The organism is Pseudomonas sp. HS6 (assembly GCF_023375815.1).
Lineage (GTDB): Bacteria > Pseudomonadota > Gammaproteobacteria > Pseudomonadales > Pseudomonadaceae > Aquipseudomonas.
The window spans coordinates 329,247-355,496 of record NZ_CP067412.1 but is presented as its reverse complement, the minus strand read 5'-3'; the positions used below and the strand labels follow the sequence as shown (position 1 = coordinate 355,496).

The 26,250-nt window shown below is 59.2% G+C and carries 23 protein-coding genes; 18 read left to right on the top strand and 5 right to left on the bottom strand.

Annotated features, from left to right (window positions below; genetic code table 11):
• Positions 1–3 precede the first annotated feature (3 nt).
• From rnhB to ispD, 9 genes are all read left to right on the top strand, one after another.
• Complete coding sequence (gene rnhB, locus JJN09_RS01785) at positions 4–630, top strand: ribonuclease HII (RefSeq protein ID WP_085729815.1); 627 nt, start codon at positions 4–6, stop codon at positions 628–630.
• Positions 631–705: 75 nt separating this feature from the next.
• Positions 706–4,227, top strand: coding sequence for a DNA polymerase III subunit alpha (gene dnaE, locus JJN09_RS01780; RefSeq protein ID WP_249485193.1), 3,522 nt, complete (start codon positions 706–708; stop codon positions 4,225–4,227).
• 139 nt (positions 4,228–4,366) lie between these two features.
• A complete protein-coding gene (locus JJN09_RS01775) occupies positions 4,367–5,314 on the top strand; it encodes an acetyl-CoA carboxylase carboxyltransferase subunit alpha (RefSeq protein WP_249485192.1) in 948 nt (315 codons plus the stop codon).
• Between the two features lie 147 nt (positions 5,315–5,461).
• Positions 5,462–6,790 carry a tRNA lysidine(34) synthetase TilS gene (gene tilS / locus JJN09_RS01770; RefSeq protein WP_249485191.1) on the top strand — a complete coding sequence of 443 codons (1,329 nt, stop codon included), beginning with the start codon at positions 5,462–5,464 and terminating at the stop codon, positions 6,788–6,790.
• A 274-nt stretch (positions 6,791–7,064) separates the two neighbouring features.
• Positions 7,065–8,696 (top strand): CTP synthase, encoded by a 1,632-nt coding sequence (locus JJN09_RS01765; RefSeq protein WP_249485190.1) that lies wholly within the window; start codon positions 7,065–7,067, stop codon positions 8,694–8,696.
• A gap of 5 nt (positions 8,697–8,701) precedes the next feature.
• A complete protein-coding gene (kdsA, locus tag JJN09_RS01760; protein WP_249485189.1) occupies positions 8,702–9,547 on the top strand; it encodes a 3-deoxy-8-phosphooctulonate synthase in 846 nt (281 codons plus the stop codon).
• Positions 9,548–9,703: 156 nt separating this feature from the next.
• Complete coding sequence (eno, locus tag JJN09_RS01755; RefSeq protein ID WP_093436567.1) at positions 9,704–10,993, top strand: phosphopyruvate hydratase; 1,290 nt, start codon at positions 9,704–9,706, stop codon at positions 10,991–10,993.
• Positions 10,994–11,164: 171 nt separating this feature from the next.
• Positions 11,165–11,443, top strand: a complete 279-nt coding sequence (ftsB, locus tag JJN09_RS01750) for a cell division protein FtsB (RefSeq protein WP_003222158.1) — start codon at positions 11,165–11,167, stop codon at positions 11,441–11,443.
• Positions 11,440–12,147: a 2-C-methyl-D-erythritol 4-phosphate cytidylyltransferase gene (gene ispD / locus JJN09_RS01745; RefSeq protein ID WP_249485188.1), complete on the top strand. Its 708-nt coding sequence runs from the start codon at positions 11,440–11,442 to the stop codon at positions 12,145–12,147. The genes ftsB and ispD overlap by 4 nt, the downstream gene beginning before the upstream one ends.
• Here ispD and JJN09_RS01740 read toward each other — a convergent pair.
• Positions 12,144–13,040: a LysR substrate-binding domain-containing protein gene (locus JJN09_RS01740; protein ID WP_085712852.1), complete on the bottom strand. Its 897-nt coding sequence runs from the start codon at positions 13,038–13,040 to the stop codon at positions 12,144–12,146. The two genes, ispD and JJN09_RS01740, sit on opposite strands and share 4 nt — an antisense overlap.
• Positions 13,041–13,155: 115 nt before the next feature.
• Between JJN09_RS01740 and JJN09_RS01735 the strand changes: the two genes are divergently transcribed.
• The 8 genes from JJN09_RS01735 to rpoS all read left to right on the top strand — a co-directional run bounded on the left by JJN09_RS01735 (position 13,156) and on the right by rpoS (position 20,628).
• Complete coding sequence (locus JJN09_RS01735) at positions 13,156–14,268, top strand: S-(hydroxymethyl)glutathione dehydrogenase/class III alcohol dehydrogenase (protein WP_011332700.1); 1,113 nt, start codon at positions 13,156–13,158, stop codon at positions 14,266–14,268.
• 56 nt (positions 14,269–14,324) lie between these two features.
• Positions 14,325–15,179, top strand: a complete 855-nt coding sequence (fghA, locus tag JJN09_RS01730) for an S-formylglutathione hydrolase (protein ID WP_249485187.1) — start codon at positions 14,325–14,327, stop codon at positions 15,177–15,179.
• 299 nt (positions 15,180–15,478) lie between these two features.
• A complete protein-coding gene (gene ispF / locus JJN09_RS01725) occupies positions 15,479–15,952 on the top strand; it encodes a 2-C-methyl-D-erythritol 2,4-cyclodiphosphate synthase (protein WP_042606995.1) in 474 nt (157 codons plus the stop codon).
• Complete coding sequence (truD, locus tag JJN09_RS01720) at positions 15,949–17,007, top strand: tRNA pseudouridine(13) synthase TruD (protein WP_249485186.1); 1,059 nt, start codon at positions 15,949–15,951, stop codon at positions 17,005–17,007. Before ispF ends, truD begins: the two co-directional genes overlap by 4 nt.
• Positions 16,995–17,744: a 5'/3'-nucleotidase SurE gene (gene surE / locus JJN09_RS01715; protein WP_096819612.1), complete on the top strand. Its 750-nt coding sequence runs from the start codon at positions 16,995–16,997 to the stop codon at positions 17,742–17,744. Before truD ends, surE begins: the two co-directional genes overlap by 13 nt.
• Positions 17,745–17,785: 41 nt before the next feature.
• The gene (locus JJN09_RS01710) at positions 17,786–18,421 is read left to right on the top strand and encodes a protein-L-isoaspartate(D-aspartate) O-methyltransferase (protein ID WP_173861377.1); all 636 of its coding nucleotides are present in this window, start codon (positions 17,786–17,788) and stop codon (positions 18,419–18,421) included.
• A gap of 211 nt (positions 18,422–18,632) precedes the next feature.
• Complete coding sequence (locus JJN09_RS01705; protein ID WP_249485185.1) at positions 18,633–19,514, top strand: peptidoglycan DD-metalloendopeptidase family protein; 882 nt, start codon at positions 18,633–18,635, stop codon at positions 19,512–19,514.
• A 106-nt stretch (positions 19,515–19,620) separates the two neighbouring features.
• Positions 19,621–20,628: an RNA polymerase sigma factor RpoS gene (rpoS, locus tag JJN09_RS01700; RefSeq protein WP_007954831.1), complete on the top strand. Its 1,008-nt coding sequence runs from the start codon at positions 19,621–19,623 to the stop codon at positions 20,626–20,628.
• A 489-nt stretch (positions 20,629–21,117) separates the two neighbouring features.
• Here the strand turns inward: rpoS and fdxA are convergent, their stop codons facing one another.
• From fdxA to JJN09_RS01680, 4 genes are all read right to left on the bottom strand, one after another.
• Positions 21,118–21,441 (bottom strand): ferredoxin FdxA, encoded by a 324-nt coding sequence (gene fdxA, locus JJN09_RS01695; protein ID WP_007908827.1) that lies wholly within the window; start codon positions 21,439–21,441, stop codon positions 21,118–21,120.
• Between the two features lie 163 nt (positions 21,442–21,604).
• Complete coding sequence (gene mutS, locus JJN09_RS01690) at positions 21,605–24,187, bottom strand: DNA mismatch repair protein MutS (protein WP_249485184.1); 2,583 nt, start codon at positions 24,185–24,187, stop codon at positions 21,605–21,607.
• A gap of 202 nt (positions 24,188–24,389) precedes the next feature.
• Positions 24,390–24,557, bottom strand: coding sequence for a hypothetical protein (locus JJN09_RS01685; RefSeq protein ID WP_249485183.1), 168 nt, complete (start codon positions 24,555–24,557; stop codon positions 24,390–24,392).
• A gap of 11 nt (positions 24,558–24,568) precedes the next feature.
• On the bottom strand, positions 24,569–25,279 hold the full coding sequence (locus JJN09_RS01680; protein ID WP_249490879.1) for a zeta toxin family protein: 711 nt from the start codon (positions 25,277–25,279) through the stop codon (positions 24,569–24,571).
• 205 nt (positions 25,280–25,484) lie between these two features.
• Between JJN09_RS01680 and JJN09_RS01675 the strand changes: the two genes are divergently transcribed.
• Positions 25,485–26,219, top strand: a complete 735-nt coding sequence (locus tag JJN09_RS01675; protein WP_249485182.1) for an XRE family transcriptional regulator — start codon at positions 25,485–25,487, stop codon at positions 26,217–26,219.
• The last annotated feature ends 31 nt before the right edge of the window (positions 26,220–26,250 follow it).

The window sequence follows — 26,250 nt, the reverse complement described above, 5'->3', positions numbered from 1 at the left end:
AGCATGCAGATGGGCCTGGATTTCACCCTGGTCGCCGAGGTCGAAGAACTGGTGGCCGGGGTTGATGAAGTCGGTCGCGGCCCGTTGTGCGGTGCGGTCGTGACGGCGGCGGTGATCCTCGATCCGAACCGGCCGATTCTCGGTCTCAACGACTCGAAGAAACTCACCGAAGCCAAGCGTGAAAAGCTCTACGACGAAATCTGCGAAAAGGCACTGAGCTGGTGCATCGCCCGTGCTGAAGTCGAAGAAATCGACGAGCTGAATATCCTTCATGCCACCATGCTGGCAATGCAGCGCGCGGTGGCGGGGCTGCACATTCAGCCGAAATTGGCGATGATCGATGGCAACCGCTGCCCGAAACTGCCGATGCGTTCCGAAGCAGTGGTCAAGGGCGATAGCAAGGTTCCAGCCATCGCAGCCGCGTCGATTCTGGCCAAAGTCAGCCGTGACCGCGAGATGGCAGCGTTCGAATTGATCTACCCGGGTTACGGCATCGGTGGTCATAAAGGCTACCCGACGCCCGTTCATCTGGAAGCGCTGGTGCGCCTCGGGCCAACGCCGATTCACCGGCGTTCGTTTGCCCCAGTGCGGCAGGCTTATGAAGCGCTGGAAGGCCTCACGCCGGTTTAGCGGCGAGGCTGATGTTTTTTTCAGGGCCCGGTACAATCCGGGCCTTGTTGTCTCTATGTAACTGACAGGATCACTATGCCGGCTTCATTCGTTCATCTACGCCTGCACACTGAATACTCCCTGGTCGACGGGCTGGTGCGGATCAAGCCGCTGGTCAAGGCCTTGACCGGCATGGGCATGCCGGCCGTTGCGGTTACCGACCAGAACAACATGTGTTCGCTGGTCAAATTCTATAAAAACACCATGGGCGCCGGGATCAAGCCGATCTGCGGCGCCGACCTGTGGCTGTCGAACAAGGACCCGGAGGGTCCGCTGAGCCGGATCAGCCTGCTGGTCATGAACGCCTTGGGTTATCGCAACCTGACCGAGCTGATTTCCCGTGGCTTCATCGAAGGTCAGCGCAACGGCATGATCATCATTGAGCGCGAATGGGTCGCCGAGGCCAACGAAGGCCTGATCATGTTGTCCGCCGCGAAAGAAGGCGAAATCGGCATGGCCATGATCGGCGGTAACCCCGCTGAAGCCGAAACCCTGGCGCGCGAATGGATGGCGGTGTTTCCGGATCGTTTCTATCTGGAGATCCAGCGTACCAACCGTCCGAATGACGAAGAACAATTGCACGGCGCCGTGGCCCTGGCTGACAAGCTCGGCGCGCCGCTGGTCGCGACCAACGATGTGCGTTTCATCAAGCAGGAAGACTTCGCCGCCCACGAAACCCGCGTCTGCATCGGTGAGGGCCGGGCCCTTGACGATCCGCGTCGTTCGAAGAATTACAGCGATCAGCAGTACCTGAAAAGCGCCGAAGAAATGGCCGAGCTGTTCAGCGACCTGCCGGATGCGGTGGAAAACTCCGTCGAGATCGCCAAGCGCTGCAACATTGAAGTGAAGCTGGGCACGCACTTTTTGCCCAACTTCCCGATCCCCGATGGCATGACCATCGATGAGTATTTCCGCAAGGTGTCCTTCGAAGGTCTGGAAGAGCGGTTAACCGTTTTGCTGCCAAAGGACACGACTGAAGACTACGAAGCCAAGCGGCAGGTCTATGTCGACCGACTGAATTTCGAGCTGGATATCATTATCCAGATGGGGTTCCCCGGTTACTTCCTGATCGTGATGGACTTTATTCAGTGGGCCAAGAGCAACGGCGTGCCGGTGGGCCCGGGCCGTGGGTCGGGTGCCGGATCGCTGGTGGCCTACGTGCAGAAGATCACCGACCTCGACCCGCTGGAATACGACCTGCTGTTCGAACGTTTCCTTAACCCGGAACGGGTATCCATGCCCGACTTCGACGTCGACTTCTGCATGGACGGTCGCGACCGTGTGATCGACTACGTGGCGGAGAAGTACGGCCGTAACGCCGTGAGCCAGATCATTACCTTCGGTTCCATGGCGGCGAAAGCTGTGGTCCGCGACGTGGCTCGGGCACAGGGCAAGTCGTTCGGCCTGGCGGATCGCCTGTCGAAGATGATTCCGTTCGAAGTCGGCATGACCCTGGAAAAAGCCTACGAGCAGGAAGAGATCCTGCGCGACTTCATCAAGGTCGATGAGGAAGCGGCGGAAATCTGGGAGATGGCGCGCAAGCTCGAAGGCGTGGTGCGTAACGTCGGCAAGCACGCCGGTGGTGTGGTGATCGCGCCGACCAAGCTGACCGACTTCTCGCCGATCTATTGCGACGAGGCCGGCGACGGTCTGGTAACCCAGTTCGACAAGGATGACGTCGAGGCGGCCGGTCTGGTGAAGTTCGACTTCCTCGGTCTGCGAACGCTGACGATCATCGACTGGGCGCTGAAAACCATCAACCGCGACCGCGCCAAGGTCGACGAGCCGCCGCTGGATATCGCGTTCATTCCGCTGGATGACAAACCGACTTATCAGCTGCTGCAAAAAGCTGAAACCACCGCGGTGTTCCAGCTTGAATCCCGCGGCATGAAAGAGCTGATCAAAAAGCTCAAGCCCGACTGCCTGGAAGACTTGATCGCACTGGTGGCCCTGTTCCGTCCGGGCCCATTGCAATCGGGCATGGTGGATGACTTCATCAACCGTAAGCACGGTCGCGCCGAACTGGCCTATCCGCACTCGGATTACCAGTACGAGGGCCTCAAGCCCGTCCTGGCACCGACTTACGGCATCATCCTGTATCAGGAACAGGTGATGCAGATTGCGCAGGTCATGGCTGGATACACCCTCGGTGGTGCGGACATGCTGCGGCGGGCCATGGGTAAGAAAAAGCCCGAGGAAATGGCCAAGCAGCGCGGCGGCTTCATTGAAGGTTGCGCCACCAACAATATCGACGCGGACCTTGCCGGTAACATTTTCGACCTGGTAGAGAAATTCGCCGGTTACGGCTTCAACAAATCCCACTCCGCCGCCTACGGCCTGGTGTCGTATCAGACCGCCTGGCTGAAGGCTCACTACCCGGCGCCGTTCATGGCCGCGGTACTGTCGGCGGATATGCACAACACCGACAAGGTCGTGACTTTGATCGAGGAAGTGCGCACGATGAAACTGCGCCTCGACGCGCCGGACGTGAACACGTCGGAGTTCAAGTTCACGGTGAACGACGAAGGCCGCATCGTGTATGGCCTGGGCGCGATCAAAGGCGTCGGCGAAGGCCCGGTGGAAGCGATCACCGAGGCCCGTCAGGCCGGACCCTTCAAGGATCTGTTCGACTTCTGCGCCCGGGTCGACCTCAAACGCATCAACAAGCGCACGCTCGACGGCTTGATTCGCGGCGGCGCGCTGGATCGTCTCGGTCCGTACTTCAATGACGAGCAAAAGGCCTATCAGGCCAATATCGACCGCAACCGTGCCGTACTGCTGGCGGCGATGGAAGAGGCGATCAAGTCGGCCGAGCAGACTGCGCGCACCCGCGACAGTGGTCATGCCGACCTGTTTGGCGGGCTGTTCGTCGAGGAGGATGCGGACGTTTACGCGCTGCATCGCAAGGCCAAGGAGCTGACCCTCAAGGAACGCCTCAAGGGTGAAAAAGACACCCTCGGCCTGTACCTGACTGGTCACCCGATCGACGAATACGAAGGCGAAATCCGCCGTTTCGCCCGCCAGCGAATCATCGATCTGAAACCGGCGCGGGATACCCAGACCGTTGCGGGGATGATCATTGCCCTGCGGGTGATGAAGAACAAAAAGGGCGACAAGATGGGCTTCATCACCCTCGACGACCGCTCCGGGCGGATCGAGGCGTCGCTGTTCGCCGAGGCGTTCCACTCCGCGCAATCGCTGTTGCAGACCGATGCGATGGTGGTGGTCGAAGGCGAGGTCAGCAACGATGACTTCTCCGGCGGCCTGCGCCTGCGGGTCAAGCGGGTGATGAGCATGGAAGATGCTCGCACCAACCTGGCCGAGAGCCTGCGTCTGAAGTTACAGACCCAGGACCTGAAAGGCGATCAGCTACGCTGGTTGGGTGATTTGCTCAAGCGTCACCGCGGGGCGTGCCCGATCACCATGGAGTACACCAGTCCCGATGCGAAGACCTTGCTGCAGTTTGGCGAGACCTGGCGGATCGACCCGGCGGATGCCTTGATTCAAGCCCTGCGTGACCAGTTCGGGCGAGACAACGTCTTCCTCCAATACCGTTGACCGGCAGTTGGTATCGAACCGCCTGCCCGCAACCTGAATTTTTAATCTCGACCTTAGCGCGCCTCTCCCTTAAGGTAGGGCGCGAATAGACAACCGGCCGGCCCAAGCTCACTTGGGACACGACCCTAGACGGACGCCTATGAACCCGAATTTTCTAGATTTCGAACAGCCGATCGCCGACCTGCAAGCCAAGATCGAAGAGTTGCGCTTGGTCGGTAATGACAATTCGCTGAATATCGGCGATGAGATCTCCCGCCTGCAGGACAAGAGCAAAACGCTCACCGAAGACATTTTCGGCAAGCTGACCAGCTGGCAGATCGCACGTCTGGCGCGTCACCCGAAACGTCCATACACCCTGGACTACATCGACCACATCTTCACCGAGTTCGACGAACTGCACGGTGATCGCCACTTCTCCGACGACGCGGCCATTGTGGGCGGCGTTGCCCGTCTGGACGATCAGCCGGTGATGATCATCGGTCACCAGAAAGGCCGTGAAGTACGCGAGAAAGTACGCCGCAACTTCGGCATGCCGCGCCCGGAAGGCTACCGCAAGGCTTGCCGTCTGATGGAAATGGCCGAGCGCTTCAAGATGCCGATCCTGACCTTCATCGACACCCCGGGTGCCTACCCTGGCATCGACGCCGAAGAGCGCAACCAGAGCGAAGCGATTGCCTGGAACCTGCGTGTCATGGCTCGCCTGAAAACCCCGATCATCGCCACCGTGATTGGTGAAGGTGGTTCCGGCGGTGCACTGGCGATCGGTGTCTGCGATCAGTTGAACATGTTGCAGTACTCGACTTACGCGGTGATCTCGCCGGAAGGTTGCGCTTCGATTCTGTGGAAAACCGCAGAAAAGGCGCCGGATGCCGCTGAAGCGATGGGCATCACCGCCGAGCGCCTGAAAGGCCTGGGTATCGTCGACAAAGTGATTGGCGAGCCTCTGGGCGGCGCCCACCGTGATCCAGCGGCTGCCGCTGCTTCGATCCGCGCCGAGCTGAGCTCGCAACTGGCGATGCTGAAGAAGTTCGACAACGAAGCGCTGCTCAAGCGTCGTTACGATCGTCTGATGAGCTACGGCCTCTGATCGAACGCCGTTTTGGCTGACAATGCAAAACACTGTGGGAGCGGGCTTGCCCGCGAATGCGATGTAACATTCAACGACTTTGTTGGCTGTTTCACCGCTTTCGCGAGCAAGCCCGCTCCCACATTTGGTTTGTGAAAAGGTAGAAAAATGGGTCAGCCCTCGATTGATTTGCCTTCCAGGCTTCTGCGCAATCTCAAGCCCTGGCTCAGTGCTTCCCACTGGCGCATCGCCTTTTCCGGTGGACTCGACTCCACCGTCCTGCTGCACCTTCTGGCCCATCTTGCCAAAACCCAATCCCTTCCGGCGCTAAGCGCCATCCATGTTCATCACGGCCTTCAGGCTGCGGCCGATGCGTGGCCGACGCATTGCCAGGCTGTCTGCGATGAACTGGCGGTGCCGTTGCAAGTGGTGCGTGTGCAGGTGCAGCCGGGGGCGAGCCTGGAGCGGGCGGCGCGGGATGCGCGCTATGCAGCGTTCAGTGCGGCGACTCAGGTCAACGATGTGTTATTGACCGGGCAACACCGCGACGATCAGGCCGAAACGCTGCTGTTCCGTCTGTCGCGCGGCGCCGGGGTGCGCGGTCTCTCCGGCATGCCAGCCCAGCGTGCGCTGGGGCAGGGCAATCTGGTTCGGCCCTTGCTCGATGTTACGCGTGCCGAACTGGAAGCCTATGCGCGGGACCATGGTCTGCGCTGGGTCGATGACCCGTCGAATCAGGATCGGCAGTTCTCTCGCAATTACCTGCGCCATCAGGTCATGCCGCTGCTGACCGGTCGCTGGCCGCAGGCTCACGCCAGCATGGCCCGCAGTGCGGCGCACTTGCGTGAAGCGCAAGGTTTGCTCGATGAGCTGGCGCAGATTGATCTGGCTCAAGCGACCTTGCCCGATGATTTCGAGTGGCTGGGTTTGCCATCGCTGGCGTTTGCGGCCATCACCGGGTTGTCCGATGCTCGTCAGCGAAACGCACTCAGTCACTGGCTGGAACCGCTCACCCGACTGCCGGATACCGACCATTGGTCGGGTTGGATCGATTTGCGTGATGCCGGCAACGATGCCTCGCCGGTCTGGCGTCTGGCGGATGGCGAGTTGCACCGAAGCACTGGTCGCCTGTGGTGTCTCAGCGGGCAATGGTTGCGCACACCAGTGGTCAGCGGCGACTGGCATGAGCCGTCGCGGGCGCTACGCCTGCCCGATAACGGGTGTGTCATGTTCAGCGGTCAGACTCCCGCAGGGCCGCTGCGCATCCGTTATCGGCTGGGCGGCGAGGTGATGCATCTGGCGGATCGCGGTCATCGCGATCTCAAGCGTTTGCTCAATGAACGTTCGGTGCCGGGCTTCGTGCGTGGCAGATTGCCGCTGCTGTTTCGCGGTGAAGAATTGCTCGCCGTGGCGAACCTGCCGGGGCTTGATGGCAACGTGCAGGAAGGCTGGCGATTGCATTGGGTGCCTTTTGATGAAGATCAAGGTTTGAGCTGAAGGGGGCATTCCGGTAGACTACGCTCCCTTCTTGATACAACTTCTGTGGATTCGCCTGAATTGCAGGAGTTGCCGATTACCAAGCAGTCTTTGCTGGGCGATTCCAAAAAATGTGTAGCGAGCAACGTACCGGTGTTTTCACTTCCGGTCTGTCCCAACGCGGCGGTTTTTTTGAAAGGTGCACTGTGATTAATGCAGGTGATCGGGGGCTTCGGCCTTCCTTCGCTTTCCCCGGCGGCTCGGACCGCTTTAACGCAGACTTCTAGGGTTTTTCATGACGCGCTACATATTCGTCACGGGCGGTGTTGTTTCTTCTTTGGGGAAAGGCATTGCATCGGCTTCATTGGCGGCCATCCTGGAGGCGCGGGGGCTTAAGGTCACCATGCTGAAGCTGGATCCGTACATCAACGTCGACCCGGGCACCATGAGCCCGTTCCAGCACGGTGAAGTGTTCGTCACCCACGACGGCGCCGAGACCGACCTGGACCTGGGCCACTACGAGCGGTTCATCCGCACGACCATGACCCAGAACAACAACTTCACCACCGGCCGTGTCTACGAGCACGTGCTGCGCAAAGAGCGCCGTGGTGACTACCTGGGTGCAACCATCCAGGTGATTCCGCACATCACCGACGAAATCAAACGTCGCATCATCAAGGGCGCCGGCGATGCCGACGTGGCTCTGGTGGAAATCGGCGGTACCGTTGGCGATATCGAATCGCAACCGTTCCTCGAAGCCATCCGCCAGCTGCGTGTGGAAGTCGGTTCCAAGCGCGCGATGCTGATGCACCTGACTCTGGTTCCGTACATCGCCACCGCTGGCGAGACCAAGACCAAGCCGACCCAGCACTCCGTAAAAGAGCTGCGTTCGATCGGTCTGCAGCCAGACGTGCTGATCTGCCGCTCCGACCATCCGGTGGATGTGTCGTCGCGTCGCAAGATCGCACTGTTCACCAACGTTGAAGAGCGTGCGGTGATCTCCCTGGAAGACGTCGACACCATCTACAAGATCCCGGCCGTGCTGCACGCCCAGGGGCTGGACGATTTCGTCGTCGAGCGTTTCGGCCTGCAATGCAATGGCGCCGACCTGTCCGAGTGGGAAAAGGTCGTCGATGCCAAGCTCAATCCTGAGCACGAAGTCACCATCGCGATGGTCGGCAAGTACATGGAACTGCTGGACGCCTACAAGTCGCTGATCGAAGCGATGAGTCACGCCGGCATCACCAACCGCACCAAAGTCAACCTGCGCTACATCGATTCCGAAGACATCGAAAACCAGGGCACCGCGCTGCTGGAAGGTGTCGACGCGATCCTCGTACCGGGCGGTTTCGGTCTGCGTGGCGTGGAAGGCAAGATCACTGCCGTTCAATATGCTCGCGAAAACAAGGTTCCATACCTGGGTATCTGCCTGGGCATGCAAGTGGCGGTCATCGAGTTCGCCCGTAACGTGCTGGGCTGGAAAGACGCCAACTCCACCGAGTTCGATCGTGCCAGCGGCCATCCGGTTGTCGGTCTGATCACCGAGTGGGAAGACGCTACCGGTGCAGTCGAAACCCGTACCGAATCGTCCGATCTGGGCGGCACCATGCGTCTCGGCGCTCAGGAATGCCTGCTCGAAGCCGGATCCAAGGTGCACGACTGCTACGGCAAGGATGTGATTGTCGAGCGTCACCGTCACCGTTACGAAGTGAACAACAACCTGCTGCCACAAATCATCGAGGCCGGCCTGAAGATTTCCGGTCGCTCCGCTGATGCCGCGCTGGTTGAAGTGGTCGAAGCACCGGATCATCCATGGTTCGTCGCTTGCCAGTTCCACCCAGAGTTCACCTCGACGCCTCGCGATGGCCACCCGCTGTTCAGCGGCTTCGTCAAAGCGGCATTGGCTCAACACCAGAAGAAGGCGTAACCCCGATGGCACAGAAGATCATCCGCGTCGGCGACATCGAGATTGCCAACGACAAACCCATGGTGCTGTTCGGCGGCATGAACGTGCTGGAAAGCCGTGACATGGCCATGCAGGTTTGCGAAGAGTACGTGAAGGTCACCGAAAAGCTCGGTATCCCTTACGTGTTCAAGGCCAGCTTCGACAAGGCCAACCGTTCTTCTGTGACCTCCTATCGCGGTCCTGGCCTGGAAGAGGGCATGCGCATCTTCCAGGACATCAAACAAGCCTTCGGCGTGCCGATCATCACCGACGTCCACGAGCCTGACCAGGCCGCGGTCGTCGCTGAGGTCTGCGACATCATTCAGCTGCCGGCCTTCCTGTCGCGCCAGACCGACCTCGTGGTCGCGATGGCCAAGACCAATGCCGTCATCAACATCAAGAAAGCCCAGTTCCTCGCGCCTCAGGAAATGAAACACATCCTGAACAAGTGCGTGGAAGCGGGTAACGATCAGTTGATCCTCTGCGAGCGTGGTTCGAGCTTCGGCTACAACAACCTCGTGGTCGACATGCTCGGCTTCGGCATCATGAAGCAGTTCGAGTACCCGGTATTCTTCGACGTGACCCACGCGCTGCAAATGCCTGGCGGTCGTTCCGACTCCGCCGGCGGTCGCCGTGCTCAGGTGCTGGATCTGGCCAAGGCTGGCATGAGCCAGTCGCTGGCGGGTCTGTTCCTCGAAGCCCACCCGGATCCGGACAACGCCAAATGCGACGGCCCTTGCGCCTTGCGTCTGGACAAACTGGAGCCATTCCTGGCCCAGCTCAAAGCCCTGGACGAACTGGTGAAGAGTTTTCCGACGGTAGAAACCGCGTAAACCTCAATTCTCCGGTAAAGTACCGCACGATTTGTCGCACATGCCCTCGGGCATGTGCGTTGTCGTCTGCAAGCTGCCCGCTGCACACCACTTGCCGACGGTAAAAAGATTTCCTCTAGCTGCGTCGTTTTCGTCAACTTTGGAGTGTTTACAACAATGGCAAAAATCGTCGACATCAAAGGTCGTGAAGTTCTCGACTCCCGTGGCAATCCCACCGTGGAAGCGGACGTGCTTCTCGACAACGGCATCATCGGCAGCGCTTGCGCGCCGTCCGGTGCATCCACTGGCTCGCGTGAAGCGCTCGAGCTGCGTGATGGCGACAAGAGCCGTTACCTGGGCAAGGGCGTGCTCAAGGCGGTAGCCAACATCAACGGTCCGATCCGCGATCTGCTGCTGGGCACCGACCCAAGCGACCAGAAAGCCCTGGATCACGCGATGATCAAGCTTGACGGTACCGAAAACAAAGCGACCCTGGGCGCCAACGCCATCCTCGCCGTCTCCCTGGCTGCGGCCAAGGCTGCTGCACAGGATCAGGACCTGCCGCTGTACGCACACATCGCCAACCTGAACGGCACCCCGGGTGTGTACTCGATGCCGGTTCCGATGATGAACATCATCAACGGTGGCGAACACGCCGACAACAACGTCGACATCCAGGAATTCATGGTTCAGCCGGTTGGCGCCAAGTCTTTCTCGGAAGGTCTGCGCATGGGCACCGAGATTTTCCATCACCTGAAAGCTGTACTGAAGGCCCGTGGCCTGAGCACTGCTGTCGGTGATGAAGGTGGTTTCGCTCCGAACCTGGCGTCCAACGAAGACGCACTGAAAGTGATCTCCGAAGCTGTTGCCAACGCCGGTTACAAGCTGGGCACCGACGTGACCCTGGCCCTGGACTGCGCGGCCAGCGAATTCTACGAAGACGGCAAGTACAATCTGTCCGGCGAAGGCCAGGTGTTCACTGCTGAAGGTTTCGCCGACTACCTGAAAGGTCTGACCGAGCGTTACCCGATCATCTCGATCGAAGACGGTCTGGACGAGTCCGACTGGGCTGGCTGGAAGATCCTCACCGACAAGATCGGCGAGAAGACCCAACTGGTCGGCGACGACCTGTTCGTGACCAACACCAAGATCCTGAAAGAAGGCATCGATAAAAAGATCGCCAACTCGATCCTGATCAAGTTCAACCAGATCGGCACCCTGACCGAAACCCTGGAAGCCATCCAGATGGCCAAGGCTGCCGGTTACACTGCCGTGATCTCGCACCGTTCGGGCGAAACCGAAGATTCGACCATCGCCGACCTGGCGGTAGGTACTTCGGCTGGCCAGATCAAGACCGGTTCGCTGTGCCGTTCCGACCGCGTTTCCAAGTACAACCAACTGCTGCGTATCGAAGAGCAGTTGAATGGCAAAGCCAAGTACAACGGTCGCTCCGAGTTTCGCGGCTGAGTTGTAGATGGTAAAAAGACACCGGATTGTGTCGGAAAAGTCGTGACAGCGATGGATTTGCCACTAATCTGATGCCTTATATGCACAAGCCTGGATATTCCAGGCTTCGTGCTATCAGATGCTTCAAAGTTTTAGCGTGGCTGTCTTTTTTCACTGGATACCTGATATTCGATGCGCAGTCCTTACTGGTTGTTTCTCGTCTTGCTCTTGCTGCTGGCCGGTCTGCAGTACCGCCTGTGGGTGGGCAATGGCAGTCTGGCGCAAGTCGCCGAACTGAATCAGCAGATTGCTGATCAGCACGCCGAGAACGAAGCCTTGCTGGAGCGCAACCGGGTGATGGACGCTGAAGTCAGCGAGTTGAAGAAAGGCATGGAGACCGTTGAAGAGCGGGCTCGTCACGAATTGGGCATGGTCAAGGACGGCGAAACCCTTTACCAGTTGGCCCAATGATCGATTCCCTGCCGGCCTTCTGGGCCGTGATTCCTGCCGCGGGCGTCGGTGCCCGTATGGCCGCGGACCGTCCCAAGCAATACCTGCAACTGGGCGGGCGCACAATTCTCGAACACAGCCTCGGCTGTTTCCTCGATCACCCGAGCCTCAAGGGCCTGGTGGTCAGTCTTGCTGTCGATGATCCTTATTGGCCGAACCTGGCCAGCGCCAGCGACCCGCGGATTCAGCGGGTCGAAGGTGGCGCCGAGCGTTCCGGTTCGGTGCTCAACGCCTTGCTGCATTTGCACGCACAAGGTGCCGACGACGAGGATTGGGTACTGGTGCACGATGCGGCACGACCTAATCTGAGCCGTGACGATCTCGACAAACTGCTCGCTGAGCTGGCGAACGATCCGGTCGGCGGCTTGCTGGCAGTGCCGGCGCGCGACACCCTGAAACGAGTCGACAAGCAAGGTCGAGTGGTCGAAACCGTGGATCGCAGTGTGATCTGGCAGGCTTACACGCCGCAGATGTTCCGCCTCGGTGCCTTACATCGGGCTTTAGCGGACAGTCTGGTGGCCGATGCGCTGATCACCGATGAAGCCTCGGCGATGGAGTGGGCCGGCATGGCGCCGCGCCTGATCGAAGGTCGGGCGGACAACCTGAAAGTCACCCGCCCTGAAGACCTCGAATGGTTGCGCCAGCGCTGGGCCAACCGTCGTTAAATCCGATATTCCGGCCGTTCGGCCAAGCCTTCCTTGAGAAAATCCACCAGTTTGCGCACCTTGGGCGACAAGTGTCGCTGCTGCGGATACAACGCCCACACCGCCGTGTTTGGCGGTTGATGCGCCTCCAGCAGCGAAATCAACGCGCCGCTGTGCAGATGCTCCAGCACGTAATAGTCCGGCAACTGACACAGACCGACGCCTTGTAGCGCCGCATCCAGCACCGCTTGTCCACTGTTGCAGCGCCAGTTTCCCTGTACCCGCTGGGAAAACTCCCGCCCGTTCTGCTCCAGCTGCCAGATGTCCGAGCTGCCGATCAGGCAATTGTGCCGGCTCAGTTCCGACAAACTGTGTGGCCGACCGTACCGTTCTAGGTAGGACGGCGACGCGCAGAGGTACATGCGCCGCGGGGCCAGACGGGTCGCCACCAACCGAGAATCCTGAAGACGCCCGAGGCGAATCGCCAGGTCCAGGCCTTCGTGCACCAGATCGAGCTGCCGGTTGGTGAGCTCTATATCGATGCGCAGTTGCGGGTAGTGCCCCATGAACCGGGTCACCAGCGGCACGATGAAGCGCTCGCCATACGCCACGGCGCAGGTCATGCGCAGCATGCCTTTGGGCTCGCTGGTCAGATCGCCGACTGCTCGCAGCGCTTCTTCGCGGCCATCCTGCAGACGCTGACAATGTTGCAGGAAGGTCTGGCCGGCTTCGGTCAGGGTAACGCGACGGGTGCTGCGATACAGCAGTCGCGTCTGCAAACGCTCCTCGAGTCGTACGATTTGTCGACTGATGTGCGAGGAAGAAACGCCCAGACGTTCAGCCGCGGCGGTGAACTGGCTGCATTCGGCAACGGCGACGAACTCGTCGATGCCTTCCCAGCGGTTTTCGGACATGGGGATTATCCCTGTATGGCAATAATGTTTTGCTTTTGTCCGGATTATTCATCACTCAGCGCTGGACTACACTCCCTGTCTGGTTTTTATTCAATGGATTCACTGGAGAGTCAGCATGATCAAGTCGCGCGCCGCCGTTGCCTTCGAGGCCAAGAAGCCGCTGGAAATCGTAGAAGTCGATGTCGCCATGCCCAAGGCCGGTGAAGTGTTGCTGCGCGTGGTGGCTTCCGGCGTTTGCCACACTGACGCCTACACCCTGTCCGGTGCTGATCCGGAAGGCATCTTCCCGTCGATCCTCGGTCACGAAGGCGGCGCCATCGTCGAAGCCATCGGTGAAGGCGTAACCTCGGTGGCTGTCGGCGACCACGTGATCCCGCTGTACACCCCGGAATGCGGCCAGTGCAAATTCTGCAAGTCGGGCAAGACCAACCTGTGCCAGGCGATTCGCGCCACTCAGGGCAAGGGGCTGATGCCGGACGGCACTTCGCGTTTTTCCTACAAAGGCCAAACTATTTTCCACTACATGGGTACCTCGACGTTCTCCGAGTACACCGTGTTGCCGGAAATCTCCGTGGCCAAGATCTCCAAGGATGCACCGCTGGAAAAGGTCTGCCTGCTCGGTTGCGGCGTGACCACCGGTATCGGTGCAGTGATCAACACCGCCAAGGTCAAACCGGGTGACACCGTGGCCATCTTCGGTCTCGGCGGCATTGGTCTGTCGGCCGTGATTGGTGCAGTGAAGGCCAAGGCTTCGCGCATCATCGCCATCGACATCAACCCGGCCAAGTTCGAAATCGCCAAACAACTGGGCGCCACCGACTGCGTGAACCCGAAAGATTTTGATCGCCCGATCCAGGAAGTGATCGTCGACATGACCGACGGCGGCGTCGACTTCTCCTTCGAGTGCATCGGCAACGTGCAACTGATGCGTGCGGCGCTCGAGTGCTGCCATAAAGGCTGGGGCGAGTCGGTGATCATCGGTGTTGCCGGTGCCGGCCAGGAAATCTCCACCCGTCCGTTCCAGCTGGTGACCGGTCGCGTCTGGCGCGGTTCGGCGTTCGGCGGCGTGCGTGGCCGTACCGAATTGCCAAGCTACGTCGACATGGCCCAAAGCGGCGAAATCCCGCTGGATACTTTCATCACCCATACCATGGGCCTGGAAGACATCAACAAGGCTTTCGACCTGATGCACGAAGGCAAGAGCATCCGCACCGTCATTCATTTCTGATCGATCGCCATGCCACGGCTGCCTAAGTGCAGGCCGTGGTTGCGTAGGAGTCTTACATGAGTCTGGAAAACATCTCCTGTCAGAAGAGTTTCGGTGGCTGGCACAAGCGCTATCGCCATCGTTCCGAGGTGCTGGGCTGCGACATGGTGTTCGCCGTGTATCTGCCGCCGCAGGCAGAGCAGGGCGGCAAGCTGCCGGTGCTGTACTGGTTGTCGGGCCTGACCTGCACGGACGAGAACTTCATGCAGAAGGCCGGTGCGATGCGTATGGCGGCGGAACTGGGGTTGATCATCGTGGCGCCGGACACCAGTCCCCGTGGCGTCGATGTACCGGGTGATCCGGATGGCGCGTGGGATTTTGGCCTCGGTGCCGGGTTCTATCTGAATGCCACGCAGGAACCTTGGTCGCGACACTATCGGATGCATGACTACGTCGTGCAGGAATTGCCTTCACTGGTTGAAGCGCATTTCCCGGCTTCGGACAAGCGCAGCATCAGTGGCCATTCCATGGGCGGTCACGGTGCGCTGGTTTGTGCCTTGCGCAATCCTGGGCGTTACCAATCGGTGTCGGCGTATTCACCGATCAACAATCCAATGGATTGCCCGTGGGGTCAGAAGGCATTCACTCGTTATCTGGGCGAAGACCGTTCGAAGTGGCGCGAGTGGGATGCTTGTGCGCTGATCGCCGAGGCGGACGAGAAACTGCCATTGCTGGTCGATCAGGGGGACCGCGACGACTTCCTCGCCACCCAACTGAAACCGGAAGCGCTGCAACAAGCGGCAAAACAAGCGGGCCACCCGCTGACGTTGCGCCTGCAACCGGGCTACGACCACAGCTATTTCTTCATCGCCAGCTTCATTGACGACCACTTGCAGCATCACGCACGCGCCCTAGGGGGTGTTCTCAGTTAGTTTCCACTCCGCGCCGGGTCTGCTGTTTTGCAGGGCAAGGCGCGAGAAGCGTGGTTTGGTCGTTCCAAATAAGCTTTGAGCAACGCAGCCCTGCAAAACAGCAGGCCCGGCCCTTCGGGTTGTGCCTTAAAGCGTGCCATGCTGCGTTACAGGCCTTGGGAAGGGAACAACCATTCCCAGCGGCCTGCGCCTTGCCTGGCACGCTTTAAGGCGACAACGCGGAGGGGAAACTAATTGAGAACACCCCCCTGGCTAATGCAGGTAGAATCACGCCCTGACAAAATTCGGGGCGTTTTTTTATGCGTATTGGCCACGGCTATGATGTGCACCGTTTCGCTGAAGGCGATTTCATTACTCTGGGCGGCGTGCGAATCGCACACGGCTTCGGGCTGCTCGCTCACTCCGACGGTGACGTCCTGCTGCACGCCTTGAGCGATGCCTTGCTCGGCGCCGCTGCGCTGGGTGATATCGGCAAGCATTTCCCGGACACCGACCCGCAATTCAAGGGCGCCGACAGCCGAGTGCTGCTGCGTCATGTGGTCAGCCTGATCCACGCCAAAGGCTGGAAAATCGGCAACGTCGACAACACCATCGTTGCCCAGGCACCGAAAATGGCCCCCCATATCGAATCGATGCGCGCGCTGATTGCCGCGGATCTGCAAGTAGAACTGGATCAAGTGAACGTGAAAGCTACCACCACCGAGAAGCTCGGCTTCGTCGGTCGCGAAGAAGGCATCGCCGTGCATTCCGTTGCCTTGTTGCTGCGCGCATGAACGAACTGCAATTGCTCGGCCCGCGGGCCTATGGCGACGCCCTCGGCACCGCGGTACTGAAAGCCATCGCCGAAGATTTTCAGGTCGATGAAGTCCTCGACATTCCGTTCAGCGGTGACGGCGAGCACCTGTGGATCTGGGTGGAAAAACGCGGTCTGAATACCGAAGAAGCGGCACGCCGCATCGCCAAGGCGGCCGGTGTGCCGTTGCGCACGGTCAGCTATGCCGGCCTGAAAGACCGTCAGGCGCTGACGCGGCAGTGGTTCAGCGTGCAACTGCCGGGCAAGGCCGATCCGGATCTGTCGGCAGCGGAAAACGATACGCTGAAAATCCTCAAGACCACCCGCCACAAGCGCAAGCTGCAACGCGGCGCGCATTCGGCCAATGGTTTCACCTTGCGCCTGACTCAGTTCAATGGCGACAAGGCTGCCATCGACGAGCGCCTGCAACAGATTGCCAAGCAAGGAATCCCCAACTATTTCGGCGCCCAGCGTTTCGGCCATGATGGCGGCAACGTGGTCGACGCTCGTTCATGGGCGGCGCGCAAGGCCCTGCCGGAGCAGCGCAATGTGCGTTCGCGCCTGCTGTCGACCGCGCGCAGCTTTCTGTTCAATCAGGTGTTGGCGGCGCGTGTGGCCGATGGCACCTGGCAGCGCGCCTTGGTCGGCGATCTGCTGGCCTTCACCGACAGCCGCAGCTTTTTCCCGGCAGGTGAAGCCGAGTGCAGCGACCCGCGTCTGGCGATTCTCGATCTGCATCCGACCGGGCCGCAGTGGGGCGAAGGTGACTCACCGGCGGCCGGCGCTGTCCATGATCTGGAGCAGGCAATTGCCGCACGCGAGGCGGATCTGCGCGATTGGTTGATTAATGCCGGTATGAGCCACGAACGTCGCATCCTTCGACTGCCCATTGGCGGGTTGACGTGGCATTATCCCGAGCCTGACATTCTGCAACTGGAATTCGTCCTTCCGGCCGGATGCTTCGCCACCGTATTGGTGCGCGAACTCGTTGATCTGGTGCCGGTGGGGCAGACGGACAGCCCATGCGTATTCTGATTTCTAACGACGATGGGGTAACCGCACCCGGTCTTGCCGCGCTTTATGCTGCGCTGGCGGATTACACCGAATGCGTGGTTATCGCCCCGGAACAGGACAAGAGCGGTGCCAGCAGTTCGCTGACGCTGGACCGTCCGCTGCACCCGCAGTACCTGGCCAACGGTTTCATCAGTCTCAACGGCACGCCGACCGACTGTGTGCACCTGGGGCTCAATGGTTTGCTGGAGCGCGAGCCGGACATGGTGGTTTCGGGCATCAACCTCGGCGCCAATCTGGGCGACGACGTGTTGTATTCCGGGACAGTGGCGGCGGCCCTCGAAGGCCGTTTTCTCGAACGCCCATCGTTTGCTTTCTCGCTGGCCTCCCGGCAGGTGGACAATCTGCCCACCGCTGCCTACTTTGCGCGCAAACTGGTCGAGGCCCACGCCGGGCTCGATCTGCCACCGCGCACGGTACTGAACGTGAACATTCCCAATCTGCCCATCGATCACATTCGCGGCATCCAGCTGACGCGCCTGGGGCATCGCGCCCGTGCGGCAGCGCCGATGAAAGTGGTCGATCCCCGTGGCAAGGCCGGTTACTGGATTGCCGCCGCCGGCGATGCAGAAGACGGCGGGCCGGGCACTGATTTCCACGCGGTGATGCAGGGCTACGTTTCCATCACTCCGTTGCAGCTCGATCGCACCTTCAATGATGCCTTCAGAAATCTCGACGGCTGGCTGGAGGGGCTCAACTGATGGCTCGTGAACAAGACGACCGGTTGCGCAGCGGCATCGGGATGACCTCCCAGCGCACCCGTGAACGCCTGATTCAGCGGTTATATGAAGAAGGCTTGTCCAACGCCAATGTGCTGGAAGTGATCCGTCGTACGCCGCGTCATCTGTTTGTCGATGAAGCGCTGGCGCACCGCGCCTACGAAGACACCGCGCTGCCGATCGGCCACAACCAGACCATCTCTCAGCCTTATATGGTCGCGCGCATGAGCGAGTTGCTGCTCGAAGCGGGGCCTTTGGACAAGGTGCTGGAGATCGGCACCGGTTCCGGTTACCAGACGGCGGTGTTGTCGCAGTTGGTCGAGCGGGTGTTCTCTGTCGAGCGGATCAAGGTGCTGCAGGATCGGGCCAAGGAGCGCCTGGTCGAGCTCAACCTGCGCAACGTGGTGTTCCGCTGGGGCGATGGCTGGGAAGGCTGGCCGGCGCTGGCGCCGTACAACGGCATCATCGTCACGGCCGTGGCAACCGATGTGCCACAGGCCTTGCTCGATCAACTGGCGCCAGGCGGGCGGCTGGTGATTCCGGTCGGCTCCGGAGAAGTGCAGCAATTGATGCTGATCGTGCGCGAAGAAAACGGCTTCTCCCGACACGTTCTCGGGGCGGTTCGCTTCGTGCCATTGCTTAACGGGCCGCTGGCCTGAGCATTTGTTTGCCGGCGCTGAATTCCTTGCGAGAGCGCCTGTCTTACAGCGGCATCGATCGTTTAAACAGGATTTATCGTCCATGAGCAAACGTGTGCGTCGAGCGATATCGCTTCATTAAAGGTAAAGCCTGTTTCGCCCGTTATACTTGCGAAGTTACATGCCGGAATCGGCATTCCACATTTTTCAGCCACCACAAAGGGAGCGGCGGGTGAGTCTCACAGTCATTGCGCAGCGTATGGGTAACACGAGCTTTCAGCGCCTGGTGACTGGCCTTGTCTTGAGCACCTTGCTGGTCGGTTGCTCCAGCACCAAATCGAGCAACGTGCGGGTCGTCGATCGCAACAATGCGGTGGCCCAGCGTCCTACAGTGACGACCGGGCAGTACGTAGTCCGTCCGGGTGACACCATGTTTTCGATCGCGTTTCGCTACGGCTGGGACTACAAAGCCCTCGCTGCCCGGAACAATATTCCTACGCCGTATACGATCCATCCGGGTCAGACAATTCGCTTCGACGGCCGCCCGGGTTCAACGCCGACGGCGGTGGTGAGTAACAGCGGTTCTGCGCCGTCTTCGTCGAGCAAAACCACGATAATCCGGCGCCAGGCGAATGGCACCACGACCACTACGACGACCGGTTCCGGGGCGACTTCTGCGACGGTTGTACCGTCCGTCGCCAACAAGCCGGCACCGGCTCCATTGCCTCCTCCGGGTCCAGCCCCGACCGGCTGGGGATGGCCATCTAATGGCATTCTGATTGGTAAATTCTCTTCAAACGGTAGTTTGAATAAAGGAATTGATATCGCCGGGGATTTGGGACAGCCTGTTTTAGCTGCGTCTGATGGGACGGTGGTTTACGCCGGGAGTGGCTTAAGGGGCTACGGCGAATTAGTCATCATCAAACACAGCGAAACCTACGTCAGTGCTTACGGACACAACCGTCGGCTGTTGGTACGGGAGGGGCAGCAGGTCAAAGTCGGACAGACAATTGCCGAAATGGGGTCAACGGGTACAGACCGGGTGAAACTGCATTTTGAGATTCGCCGACAAGGTAAACCTGTAGATCCGCTGCAGTTCCTGCCAAGACGTTGATTTGCAGACCAGCCTGTTCCGTCGCGTAGAGGGGACAGGCTCCAGCGTTGCCAAGGATAAAGGCGTCGCTTGAGCTTGGGGTCGAACTCACCAAAGGACTATAACAATGGCTCTCAGTAAAGAAGTGCCGGAGTTTGACATCGACGATGAGGTTCTCCTGATGGAGACCGGCATCGATTCGGATTCGATGTCGAATGATGAAGGGGCTGCTCCACCTTCCGTTCGTGCCAAATCCAAACACTCCGCTTCACTTAAGCAACACAAGTACATCGACTACACTCGGGCACTCGATGCCACGCAGCTGTACCTCAACGAAATCGGCTTTTCCCCATTGCTCTCTCCGGAAGAGGAAGTTCATTTTGCGCGTTTGTCGCAAAGTGGCGATCCCGCCGGGCGCAAGCGCATGATCGAAAGTAACCTGCGGCTGGTGGTCAAAATCGCCCGGCGTTACGTCAATCGGGGGCTGTCGCTGCTGGATCTGATCGAAGAGGGCAACCTCGGGCTGATCCGGGCGGTGGAAAAGTTCGATCCCGAGCGCGGCTTCCGCTTCTCGACCTACGCGACCTGGTGGATCCGTCAGACCATCGAGCGCGCGATCATGAATCAGACCCGGACCATCCGGCTGCCGATCCATGTGGTCAAGGAGCTCAACGTGTACCTGCGGGCTGCACGGGAGCTGACGCAAAAACTCGATCACGAACCTTCACCCGAAGAAATCGCCAACCTACTGGAAAAACCGGTGGGCGAGGTCAAGCGCATGCTGGGCCTGAACGAGCGGGTTTCTTCGGTCGACGTCTCGCTGGGTCCTGATTCGGATAAAACCCTGCTGGACACCCTCACGGATGACCGTCCGACCGATCCATGTGAACTGCTGCAGGACGACGACCTGTCGCAGAGCATCGATCAATGGCTCTCGGAGCTGACCGACAAGCAACGCGAAGTGGTGGTACGCCGCTTCGGCCTGCGCGGTCACGAGAGCAGCACGCTGGAAGATGTAGGCCTGGAGATCGGCCTGACCCGGGAACGGGTGAGACAGATCCAGGTGGAAGGCCTCAAGCGCCTGCGTGAAATCCTCGAGAAAAACGGCCTCTCGAGCGAGTCGCTGTTTCAATAAGCGCCTTGCATGATCGCCACAAAAAGCCCCGACTGGTTCGGGGCTTTTTGTTTTCTGCGGCAAAGCGGTTTGCTTCCCCGGGTTTGTAGTCTCGCGTTGTAAGCCCTGGCTTACTCTTTCGTAAGTGTTCGCTATTTTTACACTGCGGCAGACGTCCATTGAGTTTGCTGAAGGCATTCAAGCTGCTGATTTGTATGGTTATTTTTAAATATTAAGTGCTTATGACAGCCTGTTTTAGCTGAGCCGGCCGGTTGCGGCTGTCAGGGAAATCTCTAGTATCTGAGTTGTGTCGACGGACAGACACGCCCTTCAAGGAAGAGGGGAAAGGACATCGCAGGACGTGATTCATCAGGACGATGAAAAGGAACACAGGGAATAGGGAAAAAATGTGGGCGGGTCAAACCGCCCCTTTTTTTTGCCTGAAATAAAGCAAAACCCTGAAAAGCAAAAAAGGCCCGCGAGGGGCCTTTTCTTCAAACGCGGGACAGATCAGCGTTCGAGGTCTTTGATCTTGCCTTTGACGCCATCCCACTCTTCGGCATCCGGCAGCGATTCTTTCTTCTCGGTGATGTTCGGCCAGATTTCCGCCAGCTCGACGTTCAGTTGAATGAACTCTTGCATCTCTTCCGGGACTTCGTCCTCGGAGAAAATGGCGACGGCCGGGCATTCTGGTTCGCACAGGGCGCAGTCGATGCACTCATCCGGGTGAATCACCAGGAAGTTCGGGCCTTCGTAAAAGCAGTCCACCGGACAGACTTCTACGCAGTCGGTGTACTTGCACTTGATGCAGTTGTCGGTGACGACGAAGGTCATTTCTAATTTTCTCCTCAGGCGGCGGCAGCGTTGCCCCTTCACGGTTGGGGTCGCCAGGTTCGGGAGCGATGTCTGCCAGCCAGGCTATTAGCCAGCAGCATCCCAAACCGCGCGAGATTCTAACAGCTTGAAGCCGTTTGCGTTATATCCGGTTCTTTAGTGCTTAGATCCGGTTCTTAAGTGCATATAACATTTCGAGCGCACGGCGCGGTGTCATGTCGTCTATGTCCAGTTTAGCCAACTCATCCAGCACCGGATGCGGAAGGCTGGCGAACATGTCGCTTTGTTGCGGTGTCGCCGGTTTGCCCTTGGCGGCCGGTTTAGGCGCTTCATGCGGCAAAGCGGTGTCTTCCAGTCGGCTCAGGTGCTCACGGGCACGCACGATCACTTCGCTCGGCACACCCGCCAATTGCGCGACGGCCAGGCCATAACTCTGGCTGGCCGGCCCCGGCAGCACGTGGTGCAGGAACACGATGCGTTCGTTGTGCTCGGTTGCATTGAGGTGCACGTTGGCCACCAAGGGTTCGGCTTCCGGCAGCACGGTCAATTCGAAGTAGTGCGTGGCAAACAGCGTGTAGGCGCGCAGGTGCGCCAGTCGCTCGGCTGCCGCCCAAGCCAGGGACAAACCGTCGAAAGTGCTGGTGCCGCGCCCCACTTCGTCCATCAGTACCAAGCTGCGCTCGGTGGCGTTGTGCAGAATGTTGGCGGTTTCGCTCATTTCCACCATAAAGGTCGATCGCCCGCCGGCCAGGTCGTCGCTGGAACCGATCCGGGTGAAAATCCGGTCCACCAGCGACAATTCGCAACTGGCCGCCGGCACGAAGCTGCCGATATGCGCCAGCAACACGATCAGTGCAGTCTGGCGCATGTAGGTGGATTTACCGCCCATGTTCGGGCCGGTGATCACCAGCATGCGGGTGCTGTCGTCCAGGCTCAGGTCGTTGGCTACAAACGGCGTGGTCAGCACTTGCTCCACCACCGGGTGACGACCCTGGTTGATGCGCATGCACGGTTCGCTGACAAAAGTCGGGCAATTCAGGTCGAGATTCAGTGCACGCTCGGCGAGGTTGCTCAGCACGTCGAGTTCTGCAAGTGCACCAGCGGTGTCCTGCAATGGCGGCAACTGGCTGATCAGGTCTTCCAGCAGCGCTTCGTAGAGCATCTTCTCCCGAGCCAGGGCACGGCTCTTGGCCGACAGCGCCTTGTCTTCGAACTCTTTCAGCTCCGGCGTGATGAAGCGCTCGGCACCCTTGAGGGTCTGACGACGAATGTAGTCCGCCGGTGCTGACTCAGCCTGTTTGCTTGGCAACTCGATGAAGTAGCCGTGAATGCGGTTGTAGCCGACTTTCAGGTTGGCCAGGCCGGTGCGAGCCTTTTCCCGGGCTTCCAGATCGATCAGGAACTGGCCGGCGTTTTCGCTCAGCGATTGCAGGTCGTCGAGTTCGCTGTCGTAACCGGTTTTCAGCACGCCGCCGTCGCGGATCACCGCAGGCGGGTTGTCGATAATGGCTTTTTCCAGCAGCGCTGCCAGTTCGGGGTAAGTGCTGGTGGTGGTCGCCAGACGTTGCAGATGCGGCGCTTCCAGGTCGGTCATCGCCACTTGCAGTTCAGGCAGGGCGCCAAGTGCATCACGCAGGCGGGCAAGGTCGCGAGGACGGGCATTGCGCAGGCCGATCCGCGCCAGAATCCGCTCGATGTCGCCGATTTCCTTGAGCTGCGGTTGCAGGTTTTCAAAGCGATAGCGGTCGAGCAGGCAAGTGATCGAGGTCTGGCGTGCCAACAGCACGGTCAGATCGCGCAGCGGACGGTTGAGCCAACGGGTCAGCAAGCGGCTGCCCATGGCGGTCTGGCAACGGTCGACCACCGATTGCAGGGTGTTGTCGCGGCCACCGGCCAGGTTGGTGTCGAGTTCCAGGTTGCGGCGGCTGGCGCCGTCCAGCACCACGGTGTCGTCCAGCCGTTCATGACGCAGGCTGCGCAGGTGGGGCAGGGCGGTGCGCTGGGTTTCCTTAGCGTACGCCAGCAGGCAACCGGCGGCGCCGATGGCCAGGGTCAGGGTTTCGCAGCCGAAGCCTTTGAGGTCCTGAGTGGAGAATTGCTGGCAAAGACTTTTCAGCGCCGAATCACGCTCGAAATCCCACGGCGCGCGGCGACGAACCCCACGGCGTTTTTCCGCCGGCAGATCTTTTGGCCAGTCATCCGGGATCAGCAATTCCACCGGGTTGACCCGCTCAAGCTCCGCCAGCAGGTTCTCCCAACCCTTGATCTCAAGCACGCTGAAGTTGCCGCTGGTGATGTCCAGCACCGCCAGGCCGAACAGACGCTCGTCCCCCAGCACCGCCGCGATCAGGTTGTCGCGACGCTCATCAAGCAGTGCCTCGTCGCTGACCGTACCCGGGGTGATAATCCGTACCACCTGACGATCCACTGGCCCTTTGCTGGTGGCCGGGTCGCCGACCTGCTCGCAGATCACCACCGACTCGCCGAGCTTGACCAGTTTCGCCAGGTAGCCTTCCGCCGCGTGATACGGAATCCCGCACATCGGAATCGCCTGCCCCGCCGACTGCCCCCGGGCAGTCAGGGTGATGTCCAGCAACTTGGCCGCCTTCTTCGCGTCTTCGTAGAAGATCTCGTAGAAGTCGCCCATGCGGTAGAACATCAGCTGGTCCGGGTGCTGATTCTTCAGGCGCCAGTACTGCTGCATCATCGGGGTGTGGGAGGACAGGTCGGAGACGGCTTTATTCATCGGATTGTCAGGTAACTCGTTGGAAGGTGTGGGGCAAAAGCGGGGCAGTCGCCGGGCTTTTCCGCGATGGGCGCAAGGTTACCATGGGCGGTCTTGCAGGCGCTGCCCTGAGCAGGGTTGGATAGTGCGGTGTATCCGATTGCGGTCAGGAAATGACAAAACCCGGCACTTGGCCGGGCTTTCTGGGAAAAAATGTCAGGTGTCAGGCTCGTTTCACTTCGGCCTGCATCATGACGAGATTCTGTTGCTTGGTCGCCTCAGTCAAAACCTCACCATAAACACGCTTCTTTTGTTCGGCCTTCGCGTTACGAATAAAGTCGGCAAACGGGTTTTTGGCACCTTTGCTAGCGCCAAGCTTAATAGAAATCATGAATGCGCTCCTTAAGGTGTCCCGAGCCTGGCTTCAAGATCGGCTCGTGTGTATTTCTCAGGTATATGGTAGTCAATTTTGTCGACACCAGCCTTGTAAAGCCGCCCCGAGTTATCGATGTGCTTGAGCAACAGATCGACATGGATATCACCGCTGAACTCTAACTTAAGCGAGTTCACTACGTCACGTGCCGCAAAATATTGGTCGATGAAATGCCCTTTTCGGATCCTCCTGCCCTCAGCTTCCTCTCGGGCTTTCACAAAATCCCACGCCAGAAATGGGTTTTGATAGACATACAAAATTTGCACAAACCGGCCTTTTTTCAAGGATCGCTCAACATTTTTTCTGGCCACATCGATGTTTGAAAGGGTTCCATCCAGCAAAAATGACTGTCTTTGATCGATGGCGAAGTCGAGGATTTTTTCAACCAAAATCGAAACGCCTCCTTGGAAAAGCCACGAGTTCCCGCCTGAGTATTCAGAGAATTCGCTTCTCAGTTCGTCGGGGTCGATTCTCAGGATTTTTGTATCCGCGAAAAGGTTGATCAGAGCGATTGACGCTTCAGTTTTGCCTGCACCCGGTGAACCTGCCATGAATACGGATACCGGCGCTTCCTCCGGAAGAAAGACGGTTTTGTCTGTGAGGCGCTTCGCGATGGCTTTCTTGTTTGAGCGAGCAAAAACAATCGCTTGGGAGGAAATAATCTGTTCCGCCGGTGACATGGATCGCCTTGCGGGGTCGGTATCATTCACTTTGAAGATCCTTTCCAGGTTGATTTCGTGCTGATCAGGCTAGTCCGATTGATTGCGCTTCTACAGAAATCGATTGATTTGAAATGAAACAAGGTTTGAATTCGAAAAGGCCAAATGCACGATTTATGCAAATCAGCATTTGTCTTCCCGAAAAACTTCAAGCACTATGCGCGTTATGCAAAAACGCAACGTATCCTCCGTCTTAAGAGCACTGCTCGATCAGCACGGGATCTCCCCCACGGAGCTCCACCGTCGAACCGGCGTGCCTCAATCCACTCTCTCGCGGATTCTCAGCGGGAAGATCGTCGATCCTTCGGATAAACACATTTCGAAGATTGCCGAGTACTTCGCCGTGAGCACCGATCAGTTGCGCGGGCGCGCGGATGTTGCGCCGGTCGCCGGCGGTGGGCGCGAGGAGTTGCATTCCGAACTCAAGGACATAAGCCTTTGGGACGATGACACGCCCGTCGATGACGACGAGGTGTCGGTGCCCTTTCTTCGCGAGGTTGAATTGGCTGCTGGATCAGGAAGATTCGTCATCGAAGAGAGCGAACGCTCTAGCCTGCGCTTTGGCAAGCGCAGCCTGCGCCATAATGGCGTGCAGTTCGACCAGGCCAAATGCGTGACCGTACGGGGCAACAGCATGTTGCCGGTGCTGCGTGACGGCGCCACTGTCGGTGTCAACGCGGGCAAGTGCGGGATTGGTGACATCATTGATGGCGACCTTTATGCAATCAACCACAACGGCCAATTGCGGGTGAAGCAGCTCTATCGCCTGCCTACCGGCATCCGCCTGCGCAGCTTCAATCGCGATGAGCATCCGGACGAGGATTACAGCTTTCAGGAGATCCAGGAGGAGCAGATTGTCATCCTTGGTCACGTCTTCTGGTGGGGCATGTACGCCCGATAACGATCCCTCTCTCAGATAAAACCCGCCCACG

Excerpts from the sequence above, each read along its gene's own strand:
- ispF (WP_042606995.1), top strand. The coding sequence starts at position 15,479 with ATGCGTATTGGCCACGGCTATGATGTGCACCGTTTCGCTGAAGGCGAT.
- rnhB (WP_085729815.1), top strand. The coding sequence starts at position 4 with ATGCAGATGGGCCTGGATTTCACCCTGGTCGCCGAGGTCGAAGAACTG.
- JJN09_RS01685 (WP_249485183.1), bottom strand. The coding sequence starts at position 24,557 with ATGATTTCTATTAAGCTTGGCGCTAGCAAAGGTGCCAAAAACCCGTTT.
- dnaE (WP_249485193.1), top strand. The coding sequence starts at position 706 with ATGCCGGCTTCATTCGTTCATCTACGCCTGCACACTGAATACTCCCTG.
- fdxA (WP_007908827.1), bottom strand. The coding sequence starts at position 21,441 with ATGACCTTCGTCGTCACCGACAACTGCATCAAGTGCAAGTACACCGAC.
- truD (WP_249485186.1), top strand. The coding sequence starts at position 15,949 with ATGAACGAACTGCAATTGCTCGGCCCGCGGGCCTATGGCGACGCCCTC.
- surE (WP_096819612.1), top strand. The coding sequence starts at position 16,995 with ATGCGTATTCTGATTTCTAACGACGATGGGGTAACCGCACCCGGTCTT.
- JJN09_RS01740 (WP_085712852.1), bottom strand. The coding sequence starts at position 13,040 with ATGTCCGAAAACCGCTGGGAAGGCATCGACGAGTTCGTCGCCGTTGCC.
- JJN09_RS01735 (WP_011332700.1), top strand. The coding sequence starts at position 13,156 with ATGATCAAGTCGCGCGCCGCCGTTGCCTTCGAGGCCAAGAAGCCGCTG.
- fghA (WP_249485187.1), top strand. The coding sequence starts at position 14,325 with ATGAGTCTGGAAAACATCTCCTGTCAGAAGAGTTTCGGTGGCTGGCAC.
- ftsB (WP_003222158.1), top strand. The coding sequence starts at position 11,165 with ATGCGCAGTCCTTACTGGTTGTTTCTCGTCTTGCTCTTGCTGCTGGCC.
- JJN09_RS01675 (WP_249485182.1), top strand. The coding sequence starts at position 25,485 with ATGCAAAAACGCAACGTATCCTCCGTCTTAAGAGCACTGCTCGATCAG.
- rpoS (WP_007954831.1), top strand. The coding sequence starts at position 19,621 with ATGGCTCTCAGTAAAGAAGTGCCGGAGTTTGACATCGACGATGAGGTT.
- kdsA (WP_249485189.1), top strand. The coding sequence starts at position 8,702 with ATGGCACAGAAGATCATCCGCGTCGGCGACATCGAGATTGCCAACGAC.
- tilS (WP_249485191.1), top strand. The coding sequence starts at position 5,462 with ATGGGTCAGCCCTCGATTGATTTGCCTTCCAGGCTTCTGCGCAATCTC.
- JJN09_RS01775 (WP_249485192.1), top strand. The coding sequence starts at position 4,367 with ATGAACCCGAATTTTCTAGATTTCGAACAGCCGATCGCCGACCTGCAA.
- eno (WP_093436567.1), top strand. The coding sequence starts at position 9,704 with ATGGCAAAAATCGTCGACATCAAAGGTCGTGAAGTTCTCGACTCCCGT.
- JJN09_RS01680 (WP_249490879.1), bottom strand. The coding sequence starts at position 25,279 with ATGTCACCGGCGGAACAGATTATTTCCTCCCAAGCGATTGTTTTTGCT.
- ispD (WP_249485188.1), top strand. The coding sequence starts at position 11,440 with ATGATCGATTCCCTGCCGGCCTTCTGGGCCGTGATTCCTGCCGCGGGC.
- JJN09_RS01710 (WP_173861377.1), top strand. The coding sequence starts at position 17,786 with ATGACCTCCCAGCGCACCCGTGAACGCCTGATTCAGCGGTTATATGAA.
- JJN09_RS01765 (WP_249485190.1), top strand. The coding sequence starts at position 7,065 with ATGACGCGCTACATATTCGTCACGGGCGGTGTTGTTTCTTCTTTGGGG.
- mutS (WP_249485184.1), bottom strand. The coding sequence starts at position 24,187 with ATGAATAAAGCCGTCTCCGACCTGTCCTCCCACACCCCGATGATGCAG.